Origin of the sequence: Nocardia sp. CA-290969, assembly GCF_050936135.1 — a bacterium.
Taxonomy (GTDB): Bacteria; Actinomycetota; Actinomycetes; order Mycobacteriales; family Mycobacteriaceae; genus Nocardia.
Map to the genome: position 1 here is coordinate 7,786,874 of NZ_JBNJNJ010000001.1, position 17,986 is coordinate 7,804,859.

The window sequence follows — 17,986 nt, forward strand, 5'->3', positions numbered from 1 at the left end:
GTCCCTGGACCAGTTGCCGGATCTGATCGCCACGGCCAGAAATCTCGAATCCGCGTATCTGGAGTGGCGGCGGTTGCTCGGCACGGGAACGAAGCGGCGCCAGCAGTTGTCGTTGCGGATCGAGGCGCAATCGGAGTTCCTGCGTGTGTACCACCCGTTTCTGATTCCCGGGCTCTTGCAGACGGCGGAGTATGCGGGGGAGATTCTCCGCAATGTGGTCGAGTTCCAGGGCGTCCCGGCGACAGACATCGATGCGGGGGTATCCAAGCGGATGGAACGCCAGCAGATTCTGTACCAGCGGGATCACAAATTCCACTTCGTGGTCGCCGAGCAGGCGTTGCGGACGACGGTCGGTGACGACCGAGTGATGATCGGGCAGCTCGACCGATTGCTCGCCGTCTTAGGGATGCCGCGGGTGATGTTCGGCATCGTGCCGGGTGAAGCCGTCTACCGAGTGCCGAGTTACAACTTCGCGATGTTCGACAACCGGATGGTAATGGTGGAGAACGTCACCGCAGAGCTGACGATCACGCAGCCGCGGGAGGTCGCCCAGTATGGGCGGGCGTTCGATGTGTTGGCTAAGCAGTCGGTGACGGGCCGCGCCGCGCGAGATCTGATAACGGCTGCGATCGCGCGCCGCGGCGACGGCAGTTAGTGGACCGACACGATTCGGAGCGCTATGGCCCATACCCGTCGGCATGCTCGCCATTGCTTTCGGAGTAGATTCGTACCGTGCCAAATTATTCCGGCGTGGCCATGGTGAAGAATTCAGCTCGAATGCGTCGGGATGGCTTTCCGCAGGAATCTGCAGCGGAACGGATCTCCACAGTCAGCCGATAGGCTGGTTACCGTGAGCGAATGGCGGATTACGAGTGATCTCGGTCGACGTCGCGGCCGAAGCAAGACCCGATGCGGCGGCAGCGCTACCTGGTGCGCGTCTACGGCTGGGCCGTACGTCGGCTACTCCAGCGAGGATGCTCCACCGGACCGTCGGAGGCGATGATGTCCAAGTACGCGGCGACAACCCGCCAATGCTGGTCGTGAGCAATTCCGTCAGCGGCGAGATGCGGGGTCACCAGGACTTCGGCGTCATGCTCGACGATATGTTGTATGGCGATCATTGCGGCGAGCTTCGACGATTCGGTGTCGGTGAATACCGTGTGGACGATTTCGAGATTGTGTCGCGCGGCCAAGTGCCCGATCTCTCGGCTCGGCGTGTCGGGTCGGCACAGCGCGACCGTGCGTCGGCGTTCTGTCACGGTCGTGCCTGCTGTGTGTATCGGACGGCCAGGTCGTAGCGTGGGCAGCGATGGCGGGCGTGCGCGGCCATCACCTGGTGTGCGTGCGCGTACCCGCGCATCGGTTCTTGTGATCTGCACGCGGCGGGATGGTCGAGCGCGCGGAGACCGGCGGCGATTCGTTGCAGGAGCCGGCGGTTGCGGTTGTGCCAAATATGGAGGGTGGTGGCCATGTTGCGGTTGTTCGGAACGCGGGCCGGCAGCGGGGGCGTCGCGGTCATGGGGGCCTCGCCTTTGTTTGTGGATGTCGTTGTGGTGGCGAAGAATCCCGTCGTTCCGGTGGGTGCGGAAGAATGGGTTCTTCGTTGCCGTCGGACGTTTCAGCGGCATAGGCTTTATGCAACTCGCTGCAGGAGGTCCGAGCCAGAGCGAGATCGTTGCAACGCTGGCTCGAGTTTGCTGCACATAATGCTTTGACCAGGGTAAATCGCTGTTCGAGTAGCCACAGGGGGCACGGTATGGGTGCACGGCGAAGACGGTTTGCGCAGCGCCGCAAAGCCGTCGGGTTCAGTCAGGAGCGGTTCGCCGAACTGTTACGCAAAGATCGCTCCACCGTTGCCCGTTGGGAGGCCGGCGACAACGAGCCGCTGCCGTGGTTACGACCTGATCTGGCCCGCCTGCTTCAAGTGTCGCTCGATCAACTCGATGAACTCCTTGCCGAGACCGAAGAACACGGCCCGGAGACTGTGGAGCAATTCCGCTCTGCGCGGGATCGACCCAGCGGCGTGGATCTGGCAGCTGTGACCTATTTGCGAGAGCGCGTGCAGGATCTCGATCGACGCTACGACAAGACAGCCTCGACGTCGCTGCTGGCCGCCGCCGGCCAATGCTTGGGCCAGGTATCGGTACTTCGTGGGCAAGCAGCGACCAGCCGCGTCCGGCGCGAGCTGTATGCCGTCGAAGCGGAAGCCGCGACTCTGATGGGACAGCTCGTCTGGGATGCTTCGCAACGTCGAGACCATGCGACCGCACGTGTGTACTTCAACCAGGCGATAGAGGCTGCGAGGCAACTCCACGACCCTGACGCAGAGGGATTCGCACTGCTCAGGATGAGCTTCGTTGCGCTATACGGTCAGAAGAACCCTGTCGCCGGACTCGGGCTGTTGCTCCGGACCGCCGAGATCACCCACCGCACCAGCCATGCTCTCGCCGGTCTTGCTGTTCTCCACGCGGCCGAGGCGTACGCAATGCTGGGGCAACGGCGCGACTGCGAGCAAGCGCTGAGCACTGCTGAAGGACACTTCGAGCGCATCAGTATCACCGACGCTGCCCTGGACTTGTTCTCGCACACCCAATACGGCCGACTGGCCGGATCGTGCTACCTGTTCCTCGGAGAGGCCGAACGCGCCCAGCCCATCCTCGAATCCACTGCCGACGAGCTTCGAGATCGGTCGAAGTCGCAGGCAATCGTGCTCGGTAACCTGGCGCTTGCCTGTATTCGGCAGCGCAAACTCGATGAGGCGGCAGCTGCGCTGCACGACGCGATCGATATCGTGGAGACGACGCGCGGCGGTGGCGGACTGAACATGGTTTTCGGAGCTGGTCGGGAGCTCGGCCCCTGGCGGGACGTCGCAGAAGTGCAGGACGTGTATGACCGCCTTCTCGGATTGATGGCAGCAGCGTAAGGAGAAGGTTTGAGTCCCAGCGCCGAAGACCGAGCCAAAGATGTCGTCCGCGAGCGTATTTGGAAACTTTTGGAACGCGAGGACGCGGCGCCCGCGGGCGTGCACGGCAGTATTCCCGCGTTCCATGGTGCCCAGGCCGCCGCCGACCGTTTGGCTGAACTGACGGTCTGGAAGAACGCTCGAGTTGTCAAAGCAGTTCCGGACAAAGCGCAATTCCCGGCCAGGGTCCGCGCGCTTGCCGAAGGCAAACTCGTTTACATGGCGGTACCGAAACTGGCCGAAGCGCAACCGTTCTACTTGTTGGACCCGGCTACTCTGAACGTACCGGTGAGCGAGGCAGCCTCGAGCAAGGTCGCCGCAGCCATTGCCCCCAATGTCGGTGTCAGCGAAATGCGTCCGGTTGATCTGATCATCTGTGGCAGCGTGGTTGTGAACCGCCGTGGTGTGCGACTCGGCAAAGGCGCCGGCTACTCGGATATCGAGGTCGCCCTCCTACAAGAAGAGGGGCTGATCGGGCCGGGCACCACCATAGTCACGACTGTTCATTCCCTTCAGGTGGTGGATGAGGAGCTGCCCGAAACGGACCACGACTTCAGCGTTGATCTGATTGTGACTCCGGACGAGATCATCGAATGCGGTCCGCGCCGCCGCCCTGCCGGCCTCATCTGGGAGCACTTGGACCAGGAGAAGATCGAGTCGATTCCTGTGCTGAAGGCACGGAGAGGGTAGAACTCGACCAGGTACCGGAGGGCAGCAGTTGAGTGCCGAATCAGCGTATCGTCAATTCGGCGCTCAGCGGATTGCCGTCGGCAGTCACGATACTCGGGCAGGTTGATTCGCCAGGTGCGATCGGCTGCGAGGAGTAGATGTCGGCCGGCATGTGTCCTAAACAGACGGTGCCGCCGCGGTGTCGCTTCGGGACTGGAGCAGTTGCGGGCGGTGTTTGCCGTCTTTGAACCAGTGGTGGGAGCCGGGTTTGCGGGCTTCGGTTGCCAGGTGGTTTATGCCGGCTTCGCAGGCGAATTCTTTGAGTTTCTTGCCCGCGAAACCGCTGAAGTACAGGCGCATTCCGGTTTCGTTCTTGTGGCCGAGCTGGTAGATGCCGGCGTTGCGGCCGAAGCTCAGGCACATGGCGGGGAAGGCCAGGTCGATCGGGGTGGGTTCTTCGCCGGCGATGCGGTGCAGCAGGGTGTCGGCGGCGTGGGCGCCCAGGCAGTAGGCGGTGTAGGCGCTCATCCGGAACGGCACGCCGGAGGGGGCCGATGAATCGCCTGCCGCGACGATGCGGTCGTCGTCGACGCTGGTCAGTGTCTCGTCGGTGAGCAGGCGGCCGGCGGTGTCGGTGGTCAGTCCGCTGCGGGCGGCCAGGTCGGGGACGTCGAAGCCTGCCGTCCAGATGGTGACCTCACTCGCGAGCGTGCGGCCGTCACCGAGTTCGACGGCGTCCTGGGTGACTGCCGTGACCGTCGCATCGGGGCCTTCGAGGACGGTCGCGCCGAGCCGGGCGAAATACTTGCGGGCGGTGCGCCGGGCCTTCGGGTGCAGGTACGGGCCGAGGACGCTGCCGCAGATCAAGGTGACCGCGCGTCCGTGCTCGGCCAGCTCGGCGGCGGTTTCGATACCGGTCGGGCCGCCGCCGATCACCGTCACCGGCGCCGTCATGGGGGTGTCGAACAGTACCGACCGCAGTTGCTGCGCGGCCTCCAATGTTGCCACGGGGTAGGCGAATTCGGCTGCGCCCGGTACCCGCGATACGGCGCCGGAGCTGCCCACCGCGTAGAGCAGGTAGTCGTAGCCGAGTGTTCCGCCGTCGGCCAGGGCCACGCTGCGCTCGGCCGCATCGATGCGCGTCACGCTGCCGGCGACCCGCCGGACGCTCTCGGCCAGGACATCCTGATAGCCGACGACCGCGTCGTGGGTCCCGCCCACCAGCTGGTGCAGGCGCAGTCGCGGGACGAAGACCTCCCGCGGATTGATCACGGTCACCGTCACGTCGTCGCGTTGCGTCAGGCGGTTGGCCGCCATCACACCGGCGTATCCGCCGCCGATCACCACCACGTCGATGTTCTTGTTCACGGTGTCTCCTTCGTTCGGGGGTCGATTAGAAGACAACGCAGCCCGGGAAACCCTGACATGTTGTGATGCGGATCACTATCGACTCGGTCGGTGCCGGTTCTGCGCCGCGGCAAGCAAGCTGCGGTCGGTCGGGTGAATCGGCTCGAACCTAAGCGCCGGTAGGTCCGGGGTGTCGGTGCTCAGCGCGGGCGAGTGAATCGCAAGCAGGATGCGGTTCTCACCGGAGCACGTCCGCGATCTTGCGGGCGGTGACCTTCGCGAGGTCGATGAAGAACGGGACCCGTTCGTCGATCATCAGCTCGACCGGCCCGCGTAGCCCGAGGGCGAACCGGACCTGTCCCGGCTGATCGCCTATCGGTACGCCGATGGTCCGGAAGCCGGCGACGAGTTCTTCGTCGTTGAAGGCGTAGCCACGTTCCCGGGTGTGGGCGAGTTCCTTGCCGAGTTCCACCGGCCCCGAGATCGACCGGGTGGTGCCACTGTCGTACGGCAACCGGGTCAGTTCGTCGTCGCTGGTCGGCGCCCAGGCCAGGAGCACCTTGCCGAGTGCGCTCGCGTGCAGGGGGAGGCGTAGGCCTTGTAGTTCGTGCCCCTCCGCTTCGCGCCAGCTGCTGGTGCCGAGCAGCACGGCATCGTTGCCGTGCCGTGTTGCGATGGAAGCTTTTGCCCCTGTGATCGTCGCGAGCTCCTCGAGGTGTGGTTCGGCGAGGTGGATGCGGTGCTGCCGGTAGGCGATCTGGCCGTATTCGGCGAGAGCCGTCCCCAGCCGGTACCGGCTGGGCGAGTCCAATTTGTCGAGGAAGCCTGCTTCGACGAGTGCGGAGAGCAGGCGATGAGTTGTGCTCACCGGCAGGTCCAGCCGCCGGGCGATCTCGGATACGCCGAGGTCTATGCCGTCGCGGAAACACGTGAGGACGGACAGCGCACGAGTGACGGACTGGAGTTGGCCATGGGCTGAGGACGTGGGCTCCACGGGGGGGACGCTAGCACGGGGTGTGACCGATTCGGTTCCCCTCTTTCCATATCGTGGAAAATTCAGGACCCGGGGTGCCGTGGCGCTGCCCGCCGCCGCCGAAATATTCGCTAGTTCGGCCTCTTATTGCGAAGAACCACACGTTCACACCTCGCGTCAAGCTTTCCGGTCAACGGAAAGGTAAGGGTGGGCACCTCCCGGGATGCCGCATAGCTTCCTCGAGTACCCCGCCATCTCTCGACCAGGAGCTGACCCGATGCGTCCCCCTCGCCGACTACCCCGAGTGCGCGCCGCCCTCGCGATCCTTCCCGTCGTTGCGTTGGTTGCCGCCGCGTGCGGTTCCGGCGGCGAAGGCACCGATACGTCCGGAGCGGGCGGCGGGCCCACCTTCATCCTCAAGGTCACCGATGAGGGCAACTCCGGGCCGCTCGCGGTGGCCAAACGAGACGGCACTTTCGACGAAGCGCTGGCCCCACTGGGCGCGAAGATCGAATGGGTCAACGCTCCGCCGTCGTTCAGCGCGAACCTCAAATTGTTCAATGCCGGCGAACTCGACGTCTCCGGCGGCGCTTACAGCCCGGTGGTCGGCGCGCTCTCGAAGGATGTCGGCGTGCGGATCGTCGCGGTCGCCGACCCGGTGGATCAGGATCAGGCCGGCATCATCGCCTCGCCGGACTCCGGTATCCGGGAGGTCAAGGATCTCGTCGGTAAGCGGATCGCCGTCAATCCGGCGGGTAAGGGCGAATACATCACGCTGAAGGCGTTGCAACAGGCCGGGATTCCCGTCGACAAGGTCGAACGGGTTCCGCTGCAGATATCGGACGCCGCCTCGGCCTTCTCCACCGGGCAGGTCGAGGCGTGGGCGTCGTTCAACGATCCGTACGCGGAGGCCAAGGCCCGCGGGGCCGTCGAAATCGCGACCGAGGCCAGTGTCGGCTCGACGGACAACACGATCGTCGCGTTCCGCACCGAGGTGCTGGAGAAACGACCCGATGTCGCCGCGAAGTACCTCGAGACATTGCAGCAGCTGGTCGAGCGCCAGCGGGCCGACCCGGAGGATTTCGAGAACGTGTTCGAGAAGGCGGGGCCGCGCGCGCTGTCCGGGGAACGGCTCGAGCGTGCGATCGACCTCGGCCGCCGGGCGTCGGTGCCGCACTACCCGACCGCCGAGGACGCGGCCGACCTGCAGGGAGTCGCGGATCTGTTCTACGAGAACGGGGTGATCACCCGGGCCGTCACCGCGGCGGACGTCTTCTATCCGCTCGAAGAAAAACTCGCCGCCGCGGGGAACCCGCCCGCGCCGACCACGGGGAAATGATATGGCCATCGTGACGACGCCGCGGGCGGACGACGGTCCCGGGCACCGCCGCGCGGAACCCGGCCTCGAGGTGCCGCGATACCGGGCCGGCCGGCGCCGGCCGCGGTGGGTGTCGATCCCGTTGCGCTTTCTCGTGCCCGTACTGCTCGTCGCGGTGTGGTGGATCGGCTCGGCCACCGGTGCGATTCCGGAGGAAATCCTGGCCGGGCCACCGAAGGTGTGGACGGCTTTCGCGGAACTGTACGAGACGGGGCAGCTCGTCGACTATTCGATCGCCTCGTTCCATCGCGCCGCACTCGGAGTGCTGTTCGGAGTCGTGACCGGGTTGATCCTCGGTGTCCTCTCCGGCTTGTCCAGCCTCGGTGAGGAACTGGTGGATTCCACGATGCAGATCAACCGGGCGGTGCCGTTCCTCGCGCTGGTTCCCCTGTTCATCGCCTGGTTCGGTATCGACGAGACGTTCAAGGTGCTGTTGATCGCGTTCGCCACCGTCGGCCCCATGTACGCCTACACCTATCTCGGTGTCCGCAATATCGATCGCAAGATGGTCGAAGCGGCACGGAGTTTCGGCGCGCGCGGCCCGCGCCTGGTGTTCGAGGTGATCCTCCCGTCGGCCCTGCCCGGGGTGCTGATGGCCTTGCGGATCTGCCTGTCCATCGCGATCACCGGCCTGATCGCGGCGGAGCAGGTGGGTACCCGGGAAGGCATCGGATATCTGGTGACCCTCGCGCAGGAGTACAACCGCACCGACTACATGGTGCTCTGCGTGGTGCTGTACGCGGTACTGGGCCTGATCTTCGATGGGGTCGTCCGCATCATCGAACGGTTCGCGATGCCGTGGCGCGGGCAGGTGGCGGCGCGATGAGCCCCGAAGCCCCCTTGCCGCCGTTGTCGACCCGCAGTCAGAGCCCCGCGTCGGCGACGGAGCGGAGAGCAGGCGCACCGGTCGCGGTGTCGATCACCGGCCTGCACAAGAAGTTCGGTGCCAAAACCGTGCTCGACGGGATCGATCTGGAGATCCACAGGGGCGAGTTCGTCGTCCTGCTCGGGCCGTCCGGAACCGGGAAGACGACCCTGCTGCGGCTGCTGACCGGTCTCGAGAAGCCCGACAGCGGAAAGATTCTCGTCCCGCCGCGCCGGACCACCGTGTACCAGGAGCCGCGGCTGATCCCGTCGAAGCGGGTGCTCGGCAATGTCACCATCGGCCAACGCCGCACCGCCGAGACGAAGGAGCGCGCCACCCGGGCGCTGGCCGAGGTCAATCTCGAGGGCAAGGCACGCCAGTGGCCGGCGACCCTGTCGGGTGGCGAGGCACAGCGGGTGGCGCTGGCCCGGGCGCTGGTTCGCGAACCGGAACTGCTGCTGCTCGACGAGCCGTTCGCCGCACTCGACGCGCTGACCCGGTTGCAGATGCAGGATCTGGTCGGCGACCTCGTCGCGCGGCACCGGCCGGCAGTGCTGCTGGTGACCCACGACGTCGACGAAGCGGTCCGGCTGGCCGACCGGGTACTGATCCTCACCGAGGGCCGGTTCGCCGTCGATACCGATATCGACCTCGCCCGCCCCCGGGACCGCACCGATCCGGAGTCATTGCGGTACCGCGCGGCTTTCCTGGCCGAACTCGGTGTCGGCCGCACAGCTACCCCCACGACCCCCTGAAGGAGCACGCGATGACCGCTGCCGCCCTCGATACACTCTGGTACACGCGTTGCCCCGTGCCCACCGCCAGCGGTTTGGCGCACAGTCTCGGCTGGCTGGGCGAAACCGCCGCCGCGGCGGGGATCGGCCTGGGAGTGTTGCAGGACGCCGGTCCCGAACTGGCGCCGCGACATTTCGACCATCGGCTGCTGGGCCTGATCCGTGAGGGCGGCAATGTGCCCGCACTCGCCGCCCGGGCCGCGGGTTCACCCACCCGGCTGATCGGCCTGACCTGGATCGACGAATCGCAAGCGATCCTGGTGGCACCCGATTCACCGGCTTCCGGGCCGAAGGATCTGGCCGGCCTGCGGATCGCGGTCCCCGCCTGGGCGCAGGACGGGGCCCGCAGTTTCCCCCGGGCGATGGCCTTGCACGGGTTCGCGAACGCGCTCGCGCTCGGTGGGCTCACTCTCGCGGATGTCCGGCCGGTCGAGGTCGCGGTCGAACGCGACCCGCAGGTACGGGGCGACAACGCGACCGGTCGAAGAATCACCACCTGGGGGGTGGAGGCGCTGCTGGCCGGTGACGTCGACGCGATCTACGTCAAGGGCGCCCGCGCGCAGGAGGTCGCCCGCGAACACGGTCTGCGGACCGCGGTGGATCTGGATGCCGCCGAATCGAAACGGTCGCGGGTCAACAACGGCACCCCGCGACCGATCACGGTGCATGCGGACCTGCTGGAGTCACGCCCCGACTTGGTGGTCGGGTTCCTCACCCAGACGTTGCGGGCCGCGGACTGGGCCGCGGACAACCTCGGCGAGGTCCGCGCGGTGCTGGCGCGGGAGACCTTCTCCGGCGCGGCGGGAGTCGAGGCCGCCTACGGCGACACCTTCCACCGCGGCCTGCATCCGACCCTGTCCGATGAGCGGATCGAACTGCTCGACGTGCAGAAACGGTTCCTCTACACGCACGGCTTCCTCGCCACCGACTTCGACCTCGCCGCGTGGGTCGCGCCGGAGCCGCTACAGGAGGCGAGCGCGAAGCTTGCCGCCGAACGCGAGGTGCTGTCGTGACCGAGTTCCTGTGGGAACTGCCGGTGCGCGGCGACGGCCGTCATGTCGGCGCCGTCTCCGCCCACCGCGACGGATTCGAATTCCTCGATCAGGTGGTCCTCGCGGCCGAACTGTCCGGACTCGACGGTGTCGTGGCCCCGTACGACCCGGCGGGCGAGGAGTCATGGGTGGTCGCCGGCTCGGCCCTGCGGCAGACGCGGCACCTGCGGGTCGGCGTCGAATTCCATCCCGCGTTCGGGACGCCCGTGTACGCGGCCAAGTTGTCGGCAACCCTGCAGCGGCTCTCGAACGGCCGGCTCGACTGGCGGTTGCGCGTCGATACCGATGCCGCCGACGCCGCGGCCCGCGGTGACCGGGTCACCGGTACCGATCGATACCGGCGGGCAGCCGAATTCCTCACCGTCGCGCGCGGCGTGTGGAACGAGGAGCAGGTGCTGCCGGGACGATTCGGCGGGACCGGGTTCGAGTTCGCCGGCGAATACTACGACGTCGTCGACGGCGGCTTCCGGGGCATACTCTCGGGTCTGCCGTTTCCCCGGGTTCATCTGCCGGGCAATGCGCCCGAGGTGATCGAACTCTCGGCCGCGCACGGCGACGTGCACATCTTCGACGAGACCACGGACGGTATCGACGGTGCGGTGGCGTCCTTGCGGGCGGCGGCGAGCAGGTCCGGGCGGACCGTACGCGCGGGACTCGCGCTGCCGGTCATCGCCCGGGAGACCGAGGACGAGGCCTGGGCGCGTGTCCTGCGCCAGTGGCGCGAGGTGCATCCGGAGGCCGGTGACACCGAGGTCCGGGCGCTCGCACTCGACGGTGCCCGCTGGCCCGGGTTCGACCGGATCGGCTACACCCGGCCGGTCGGCCTGGTCGGTAGTTACGAGCAGGTGGCCCGGGCGCTTTCGGACTACCGCTCGCGCGGTATCGAGGTATTCGAACTGACCGGGCATCCGCATATCGAGGAACTGCACCGGACCGGAGAGCATCTGCTGCACCTCGCCGACCCGGCCGGCCGCACTCTCGTAGGACAGGAGAACCTCGCGTGAGCACGGACTTCTACTGGCGTATCGGCATGGAAGGCGACCATGCATCGCTACGCACCCCGCGGCGCTACAACCGCGGGCATGCCGGCGGCCACGGGCCCGGCAATATCGCGCCCGCGATCCGCGGCGGCCGGTTGGACGGATACAGCTATATCGACCATATGGCCGCGGTGGTGAAGGCCTCGGAGTCCGCCGGATTCGTCGGTGGGCTGTTGCCCTCCTTCCCGATCACCGAGGACCCGTGGGCCACCGCGTCCGCGCTCGCCCGGGAAAGCGATACCTACCGCTTCATGGTGGCTTTCCAGCCCGGGTTCCTGCATCCGGTCCAGGCTGCCCGGATGTCGGCGAGCCTGCAGCGGGCCACCGGGGGACGCCTGGTCTACAACATCATCAGCGGCGGCGGTGGCGCACCGCAGCTGTGGTGGGGCGACAAGGTGGCGCACGACGATCGCTATGCGCGGACCTCGGAATTCCTCGACGTGTTGCGTGGCGTATGGGACGGCACGCCGTTCGACTACGACGGGCGGTTCTTCCGGACCGAGGGCGCGGCGCTGCCACCGTTGTTGACCGGCCAGCCGTTCCCCGAGGTGTACTTCTCCGGGTCGTCCGGCGCCGCCGTGGACGCCGCGGGCAGACATTCCGACTACTACCTGTCCTGGCTCGAACCGTTCGCGGACCTGCGGGCCAAGTTCGACGGAGTCCGGGCTCACTCGGAGAAGTCGGGCCGTGTCCCGAAGTTCGCGGTCCGCATCGATATCGTCGCCCGGCATACCGAAGAGGCCGCATGGGCGGAGATCGAGAAGGGCTGGGCGTTCGTCGACCGCGCGGCCGCCGACCGGGCCGCCCAGGGCGATTCCGTCGGCGCCGCCCGGATCAAAGGGTGGGTGCCGGAACGCATCACCGGGTACCGCGACCTGGAAGTTCAACCCAACATCTGGTGCGGGTTCAGCCTCATCCGCGGCGGCCCGGCGTTCGGCATCGTGGGCAGCTACGAGCAGACCGCCGAACGCCTCGACCAACTGATCGACCTCGGCGTGGACGCGTTCATCCTCGCCGGCAACCCCCACCTCGAAGAGGCCTACCGCGTGGGCGAAGAAGTGCTGCCGCTGCTGCGGCGCACCACTCCCACTCAGGTCCGCTCGCTGTCCACCCGATAGGAGAATGATCATGACCGGCACCGAAACCCGCGTGAGCCCCGCGGTCGAGGCGTTCGTCGACGACGCGCGCCGCGCCGCCGATACCGCGTTCCGCGTATTCCGCGAGACCGGGACCGTATCCGCCAACGGCACCGTGAACTTCGTCGAGCGGGTACCCGGCGAGGAACTGGCCGTGGCGCTCAACGAGCCCGGTCCCTGGGCCGAGGACCGGAGCGCGAAGCCGATCCTCGCGACGTTCGACGGCGAGGTACTGGCCGGCAACGGCCCGGCCGGATTCGTCACCGGTTACGCCGGGGTGTTCCGCAAGCACCCCGAGATCACCTCGATCGTCCACGTGCACACGCCGTGGCTGGGCGGGTGGGCCCAGACCCACCGCACGCTGCGCATCAAATACGCGGCCTCGCAGCGCCTGACGCTGTCCCGGGATATCCCCGCGCATATCGACCGCAGCCAGGCCCCCGGCGATTTCATCCTGGACCGGCTGGCCGACGACCCGGACCTCGCCGCCATCTTCGAAGCCAACGGCGGCGTCAATGTGATCGGCCGCTCCGGACTGCTCGACCTCGCCAAATTCGTGGTCCTGCTCGAAGAGGGTGCCCAATACCAGGCGCTCGGTGAACTCGTCGGCGGTTCGGTCGATTTCGATCCGACGAACCTCGTGGCGCAGTGGGGTCGCAGTGGACTGCTCGACGAAGCCCGCCGCCGCGGTCTCGTCTGACATACCGCCGAAAAGGAGCTGTTCCATGACCATTCGTATCGGTTACTTCCCGAACAACAACTCGCTATTCGTGCTGCGCCACAACGGCCTGCTCGAACGCCACCTTTCCGACGTCGAGTGGGTGGACCTGCGCGAGCTACCGGCGTCGCCTCGGGTCGATCCCCGCGCCGGGCTGCCGACCCTGCATTCGGACTGGTTGTTCACCGCAGGCGGCTACGACTTCATCGGCACCGGGTTCACCCCGCCGATCACCGGCCTGGGGCAGGGACGCGATCTGGTGTATGTCGGGATCTCCGGGCCCCGCGTCGAGAACGGGCGGCTGGTCGGCCTCGCGGACTCCGGAATCCGCACTGTCGCCGATCTGCGCGGTAAACGGGTGGGGATCGCGCACGGTTCGTGGCAGACCACGCTGGCGCTGCTCGCGCTCGACCGTGCGGGGCTGAGCTGGTCCGATATCGTGCCGGTCGATATCGACGTGAACGACGGTGGGGCGGCACTGCTGCGTGGCGATCTGGACGCGTGGGTCGGTGCCTACCCGGCCCTGGGCGAGGTCGAGGCCACCGCGCAGGTGCATACGCTCGTCGACACCGACGGACTTTTCAGCCACCCGTCGCTGTGGTTCGTCCGGCGCGAGTTCGCCGAGAATCATCGCCCCGAGCTCGAAGCGATCATCACGGCGCTGCAGGAATCGGATGCCCGGATCGTCGCCGACCCGCGCGCGGCGGCGCGGTTCTTCGTCGAGGACGCCGAACGGCGCGGCGGCACCGCGGATCTCGATCGCTGGGAGGCGGCGTTACGCGGCCGCCCCTTCGGTCTCGGCTCGGTCACCGACGAGTTCCTCGACGAACAGCAGCGGTCCGCGGACCTGTTGCACGCCAACGGTCTGCTGCCCCGGAAAGTCGAGGTCCGTGACGCGGTCCTGCCGTGGATCGGCGAGGTCGTCGACGCACGCCGTTCGGTCACCGCGGTCTGAGCGCGGGCGCGTCGCCGCCGGATCGCCGTCCCGGCGGAACTGTCGCCAGGCTCGGTGCAGGTCGGCCGGCACGGTGGCGACGGCGACATACCCCGGCCTGATGAGGGGGCCGGGGTAGTGGGCCGCGTGACACCCGTGCCACGTCGAGGTGTATCCCCAGCAGGCCCTTGCAGGAACGTGCGGCCAGTGCTGTGGTCACCGCCGAGCTGATCGCCGGACGGGCGTTCCCCTATCCGGTCATCGCGCACGCACTTCGACCGGAGGACCCCAGCCCGCTCCCGTCCCGTCCACATGGTGGACCCCGGATTCCCACGGCACCCGGTAGGTGCCGTTCACCAGGTCTTGCATGAAGGTGTACGGGCAGTCCCGCGCCCCGCCCTCGACGGCCGAGTATCCGCGGTGCCCGAGTTGGTAGATGTTGTTCTCGACTCCCCAGGTCAGCCGCGCCTGGTCCGCGCGGGCCGGGACGACCTCCGCGGTGACGACCCGGTCCGGCGTCCCGTCGCCCTGTACCAGAACGGTGCCGTCGATATCGCAGACCATCGCCTCGCCCTGCGACCAGATGTTGTTCCCGTCCGGTCCCGCCAGCGCCACCGAAGCGGTGTAGGCCAGGTTTTGGAAGGCGTTCGCCTGGTTGGTGATCTGCCAGGCCTGCCGGATCGGGTAGGTGTAGCCCGCAGTGCGCAGAATGACGTTCGCGCCCTTGTAGGCGGCCTCCCGCGCCATCTCGGGCAGCATGCCGTCGTGGCAGATGATCAGTGCGAGTTTGGCCCCGGACGGCCCGTCGCAGACGGGGATGCCGAGGTCGCCCGGAGCCCACGGTTCCGCGGGGACCCAGGGGTGCATCTTGCGGTAGTACAGGCGTTCGCGGCCGGTGTCGTCGATGATGATCCCGCTGTTCCAGGGCGCCCCGCCCGGATTGCGTTCCATGATCGAGAAACAGCCCCACACCCCGGCCTCGCGGCAGGCGCCGGCCAGTACCGCCATCTCCGGTCCGTCCCGGTCGCACAGCAGCGTGTTGTCGAGCCAGGTCTGCGGGTCCAGCCCGTTGATGCTGTACTCCGGCATGACCACCAGATCGATGGTGGGCATACCTTTCTTTGCGCCCCGCACGATGCCCGCCAGCCGTTCGGCGGTCGCTTTCAGATCGCCGGGTTCGCGGATGGTGGGTACCTGTGCCTGGACCAAGCCCAGGACCAGCGCACCCGGTGTCGGGTTGAGTCCGTCGAGTCCGGTCATCGGGCGAACGACTCCTTTCGCGTTCCGCCGGCCGCCGGTGATCCGGGCCACCGGTAGTGCCACGGCCGTTCCCGCTCGAAAAGCGCGGCCGCCGCCAGTACGTCGCCGTCGCCCAGGTGCGGCCCGACGATCTGCAGTCCGACCGGCAATCCGCCGGTGGTGAATCCCGCGGGAACCGATATCGCCGGTTGACCGGTCCAGTTGAAGATGTTCAGGAAACCCAGCCAGCTGCCGGAATCCACCATCCGGCCGTCGATCAGTTCGGGCCCCTGGATGCCGATCGGAAACGCGGGTACAGCCAGGCTCGGCGTGACGAGCAGGTCGTAGTTCCGCATGAACCGCCACATCTGATTGACAACCCGTTTGCGCATCATCTGCGCGGTGGTGAATTCTTCGGCTGTCCAGCGGCGTTCGATCAGCTCGACCAGGTGCGGTGACATCCGGTCCCGATGTTGTGCCACGAGCCCGCGCATGCCCACGAGGTCGCTGTCGGCCATGACGATCGGCCAGATATAAGGCCGTGCGTCGTCGATGCCGGGGTCGGCCTCGACCACCGTCGCTCCCAGTTTCTCGAACGTTTCGACCGCCGCCGCGACAGTCGCACGGACCTGCGGATCCACCGGCAGATAACCGAGGTCTGCCGAATAGGCGATTGTCTTGCCGGTCAGATCCCGGGCCGGCTCCTCGGCAACCGCTGCGAGCCAGTCGACGTCGCCGGCGGGTAGTGAATGCCGGTCGCGCGGATCCGGGCCCGCGAGCACCGACATGAGCAGTGCCGTATCCGCGACCGTGCGCGTCATCGGACCGATGTGCTCGATGGTCTCCCAGCTCGACATACCGGGGAATCGCTCGTCCCGGCACCCCGGGTACAGCGGAACCCGGCCCATCGAGGCCTTGAACCCGACCAACCCGCACAGCGACGCGGGAATTCGGACCGACCCGCCGCCGTCGCTGCCGAGCGCGAGCGGCGACATACCGGTCGCGACCGCCACCGCGGATCCCGCCGACGATCCACCGGGCGTCAGTTCCGGGTTCCACGGATTGCGGGCCGGCGGCGACACCGGACTGTGACCGGCCGCGCTGTAACCGAACTCGGGAACCGTCGTCTTGCCGAGGATCACCGCACCGGCGTTCTTGACCCGCTCGACGACGATATCGTCTTCGTCGGGAATCCAGTCCCCGTAGACGACCGACCCGTTGCGCGTGGGTACGCCGGCCGTGGCGATCAGATCCTTGATCGCGATCGGCACACCCGCCAGCGGTCCCGGATCCTCGCCGCGGGCGAAAGCGGCATCCACCTCGGCCGCCTGCGCCCGCGCCAGGGTATCGGTGCGTTCGACGAAAGCGTGCAGGCTGTCGTCGAGGGCGTCGACCCGGGCGAGCGCACTGTCGACGACCTCGGCAGCCGTGACCCGCCCGCTGCGGATCAACGCGGCGATTTCGACCGCGGAAGCCTCGGTCTCCACGGGATCGGATGCGAGTGTCATTGCGCCACCTCGATTTCGGCCGGGACGGGCTCTGCGGTGCGGCCGGTCCGTTCCGGTACCACTGCTTCGACGACGAGATAGGCGACGGCCGCGCAAACCATTCCGACGATGGCTTCGCTGAGTTGCGGCGCCCAGTGGTGCACCGCGTAGGCGCAGGCGGCGCCGATGATCCAGGCCGCGAACGGCTGGATACGGAAGCCGGTGATCGTGCGGGCGGCCGCGCGCCGGGTGATCAGCTGATCGACGATGAGGACGGCGCCGATCGAGGGTACGAAGATCCCGAGCAGGTTGAGCCAGGTGCTGAAATGGCTCCACACCCCGGCGAGTGCGATCACCACGCCGACGGCGCCGAGGATGACGGTCAGCAGTCGCATTTTCGAGCCGGTGAGCTGGCTCCACCCGACCGCGCCGTTGTATAGGCAGTGGGCGCAGACCGAGCCGAGATTGACGAAGACGAAGACCACCGCGAGGACGGTCAGCAACGTGCCGTGATCGGTGAGAATCGGCAGGAAATCACCGCCGTTCGCGGCCGGATTCACCGCGGCGCCGGCGGCCACGACGATCGCGCCGACGATCATGGCGATCGCGTTCGCGACGGGGAAGGCACTGAAGGTGGCGACGACGGCTTCCTTACCGTTGCGGGACCAGCGGGTGAAGTCGGCGGTCATCGTGCCGGAGTCGACGAATCCGGCGACGACGATCGAGATCGCCGCGCCGATCGAGAGCACCGTCGCATCGCTGGCACCCTGATAGGAGGTGATCGCGCCGAGGCCGTCGGAACGCGTCGCGATCACTACGGCGACGATGCCGAGAGCGATGAACAACGGCGCCGCGACGAGACCGATGACGGTCAGCGCCCGGATACCGATGAAGGTGATGCCGATGTACAGGAGCCCGGCGAGCAGGGCGAGCAGGGTGGCATTCCAGCCGAGCGAGGTCTCCAGCGTCGCTCCGGTCAGTCCCGTCTGGAAGGCGAACCAGCCGATCACGACGGTCGACAGGAATCCCGCCACGATCTTCGCCCCGTTACGCCCGAAGGTTTCGGCCGCGCTGAGCGCGAAGTTCTTGCCGGTGGTGCCCGCGAGGTAGGACAGCGCGCCGACGTAGGCGAACAGGACGAGATTGCCGATCAGGATGGACAGGACTCCCTTCCAGAAGCCCAGGCCGTAAGCGATGGTTCCGCCGAAGATCGCGGAGGTGAGGACCATCGGGAAGCCGAACCACACCGCCGAGACCGAGAACACCGATCGCCGGTGTGCTGCGGGGACGGGTTCGTTCTCGAATTCTTCTTCGAGCCCACTGTGTTTGCCGGTGTCCACGGCGGGTGGTGCTTGGGTGCGCGTAGTCATGATTGTCCGTCCTTTTCGAAAA

General features: G+C 67.1%; 19 protein-coding genes. 12 read left to right on the forward strand and 7 right to left on the reverse strand.

From position 1 onward, the window contains the following. Positions 1-13 precede the first annotated feature (13 nt). Positions 14-655: a DUF5753 domain-containing protein gene (locus tag ACQEVO_RS35560; protein ID WP_432923366.1), complete on the forward strand. Its 642-nt coding sequence runs from the start codon at positions 14-16 to the stop codon at positions 653-655. A gap of 283 nt (positions 656-938) precedes the next feature. On the opposite strand, the gene ACQEVO_RS35565 is transcribed toward ACQEVO_RS35560, so the two are convergent. Together ACQEVO_RS35565 and ACQEVO_RS35570 are read right to left on the reverse strand one after the other, a co-directional pair. Then, positions 939-1,259, reverse strand: coding sequence for a hypothetical protein (locus ACQEVO_RS35565; protein WP_432921987.1), 321 nt, complete (start codon positions 1,257-1,259; stop codon positions 939-941). Then, on the reverse strand, positions 1,256-1,519 hold the full coding sequence (locus ACQEVO_RS35570) for a hypothetical protein (RefSeq protein ID WP_432921990.1): 264 nt from the start codon (positions 1,517-1,519) through the stop codon (positions 1,256-1,258). The genes ACQEVO_RS35565 and ACQEVO_RS35570 overlap by 4 nt, the downstream gene beginning before the upstream one ends. Positions 1,520-1,756: 237 nt before the next feature. Here ACQEVO_RS35570 and ACQEVO_RS35575 point away from each other — a divergent pair, with 237 nt between their 5' ends. Beyond that, positions 1,757-2,923 (forward strand): helix-turn-helix domain-containing protein, encoded by a 1,167-nt coding sequence (locus tag ACQEVO_RS35575; protein WP_432921993.1) that lies wholly within the window; start codon positions 1,757-1,759, stop codon positions 2,921-2,923. Positions 2,924-2,932: 9 nt separating this feature from the next. Beyond that, positions 2,933-3,652, forward strand: coding sequence for a 5-formyltetrahydrofolate cyclo-ligase (locus tag ACQEVO_RS35580; protein WP_432921996.1), 720 nt, complete (start codon positions 2,933-2,935; stop codon positions 3,650-3,652). A 156-nt stretch (positions 3,653-3,808) separates the two neighbouring features. Here the strand turns inward: ACQEVO_RS35580 and ACQEVO_RS35585 are convergent, their stop codons facing one another. Continuing rightward, a complete protein-coding gene (locus tag ACQEVO_RS35585; RefSeq protein ID WP_432921999.1) occupies positions 3,809-4,999 on the reverse strand; it encodes an NAD(P)/FAD-dependent oxidoreductase in 1,191 nt (396 codons plus the stop codon). 217 nt (positions 5,000-5,216) lie between these two features. After that, positions 5,217-5,891, reverse strand: a complete 675-nt coding sequence (locus ACQEVO_RS35590; protein WP_432923369.1) for an IclR family transcriptional regulator — start codon at positions 5,889-5,891, stop codon at positions 5,217-5,219. Here ACQEVO_RS35590 and ACQEVO_RS35595 point away from each other — a divergent pair. From ACQEVO_RS35595 to ACQEVO_RS35635, 9 genes are all read left to right on the forward strand, one after another. Continuing rightward, the gene (locus ACQEVO_RS35595) at positions 5,832-5,957 is read left to right on the forward strand and encodes a hypothetical protein (protein WP_432923427.1); all 126 of its coding nucleotides are present in this window, start codon (positions 5,832-5,834) and stop codon (positions 5,955-5,957) included. The two genes, ACQEVO_RS35590 and ACQEVO_RS35595, sit on opposite strands and share 60 nt — an antisense overlap. Before the next feature lie 271 nt (positions 5,958-6,228). Continuing rightward, positions 6,229-7,290 (forward strand): NrtA/SsuA/CpmA family ABC transporter substrate-binding protein, encoded by a 1,062-nt coding sequence (locus ACQEVO_RS35600; RefSeq protein ID WP_432922002.1) that lies wholly within the window; start codon positions 6,229-6,231, stop codon positions 7,288-7,290. 1 nt (position 7,291) lies between these two features. Continuing rightward, on the forward strand, positions 7,292-8,155 hold the full coding sequence (locus ACQEVO_RS35605; protein WP_432922006.1) for an ABC transporter permease: 864 nt from the start codon (positions 7,292-7,294) through the stop codon (positions 8,153-8,155). Continuing rightward, the gene (locus ACQEVO_RS35610) at positions 8,152-8,949 is read left to right on the forward strand and encodes an ABC transporter ATP-binding protein (RefSeq protein ID WP_432922009.1); all 798 of its coding nucleotides are present in this window, start codon (positions 8,152-8,154) and stop codon (positions 8,947-8,949) included. The genes ACQEVO_RS35605 and ACQEVO_RS35610 overlap by 4 nt, the downstream gene beginning before the upstream one ends. Before the next feature lie 11 nt (positions 8,950-8,960). Next, entirely contained in the window at positions 8,961-10,001 is a 1,041-nt protein-coding gene (locus ACQEVO_RS35615) for an ABC transporter substrate-binding protein (RefSeq protein ID WP_432922012.1), read from the forward strand. Next, on the forward strand, positions 9,998-11,044 hold the full coding sequence (locus ACQEVO_RS35620; protein WP_432922015.1) for an LLM class flavin-dependent oxidoreductase: 1,047 nt from the start codon (positions 9,998-10,000) through the stop codon (positions 11,042-11,044). Before ACQEVO_RS35615 ends, ACQEVO_RS35620 begins: the two co-directional genes overlap by 4 nt. Beyond that, a complete protein-coding gene (locus ACQEVO_RS35625; protein WP_432922018.1) occupies positions 11,041-12,198 on the forward strand; it encodes an LLM class flavin-dependent oxidoreductase in 1,158 nt (385 codons plus the stop codon). Before ACQEVO_RS35620 ends, ACQEVO_RS35625 begins: the two co-directional genes overlap by 4 nt. A gap of 10 nt (positions 12,199-12,208) precedes the next feature. Next, entirely contained in the window at positions 12,209-12,916 is a 708-nt protein-coding gene (locus ACQEVO_RS35630; RefSeq protein WP_432922021.1) for a class II aldolase/adducin family protein, read from the forward strand. Between the two features lie 25 nt (positions 12,917-12,941). After that, positions 12,942-13,889 carry an ABC transporter substrate-binding protein gene (locus ACQEVO_RS35635; protein WP_432922023.1) on the forward strand — a complete coding sequence of 316 codons (948 nt, stop codon included), beginning with the start codon at positions 12,942-12,944 and terminating at the stop codon, positions 13,887-13,889. Between the two features lie 237 nt (positions 13,890-14,126). Here the strand turns inward: ACQEVO_RS35635 and ACQEVO_RS35640 are convergent, their stop codons facing one another. Genes ACQEVO_RS35640 through ACQEVO_RS35650 form a run of 3 tightly spaced genes read right to left on the reverse strand, consistent with a single transcriptional unit; the run spans position 14,127 to position 17,964 of the window. Further along, positions 14,127-15,128 (reverse strand): formamidase, encoded by a 1,002-nt coding sequence (locus tag ACQEVO_RS35640; protein WP_432922025.1) that lies wholly within the window; start codon positions 15,126-15,128, stop codon positions 14,127-14,129. Beyond that, positions 15,125-16,615 carry an amidase gene (locus tag ACQEVO_RS35645; protein ID WP_432922030.1) on the reverse strand — a complete coding sequence of 497 codons (1,491 nt, stop codon included), beginning with the start codon at positions 16,613-16,615 and terminating at the stop codon, positions 15,125-15,127. The genes ACQEVO_RS35640 and ACQEVO_RS35645 overlap by 4 nt, the downstream gene beginning before the upstream one ends. Continuing rightward, positions 16,612-17,964, reverse strand: a complete 1,353-nt coding sequence (locus ACQEVO_RS35650; RefSeq protein WP_432922034.1) for a cytosine permease — start codon at positions 17,962-17,964, stop codon at positions 16,612-16,614. Before ACQEVO_RS35650 ends, ACQEVO_RS35645 begins: the two co-directional genes overlap by 4 nt. Between the last annotated feature and the right edge of the window lie 22 nt (positions 17,965-17,986).